A 208-nucleotide genomic window follows, 5' to 3' on the forward strand; every position below is an offset into this window, starting at 1 on the left:
GATCGAGCGGCTCTTCGATTGGTCCCTGAAGGCGATTGCCGTTAATTTCGAAGCGTTCCGGGCCAATGTCAGCGTCTTCGACGATCACGCTCTGGCTGGAAGACCCGCCTTCGGGCAACGCCGTGTCGCCGCTCAACTGATGGAGCTGCTTTCGGGCAGCTCCTTGCTTGCCGCCGATGCAGCAAGACGTCTCCAGGATCCTTTGAGC

General features: G+C 60.1%; 1 protein-coding gene. It reads left to right on the forward strand.

Translation table 11 applies throughout. From position 1 onward, the window contains the following. Positions 1-208 (forward strand): aromatic amino acid lyase (locus tag AF337_RS14745; protein ID WP_160320309.1); only part of this gene is annotated, 208 nt, incomplete at both ends.

It is taken from the genome of Rhizobium ecuadorense, from assembly GCF_001187535.1.
In the GTDB taxonomy this organism is placed as follows: domain Bacteria; phylum Pseudomonadota; class Alphaproteobacteria; order Rhizobiales; family Rhizobiaceae; genus Rhizobium; species Rhizobium ecuadorense.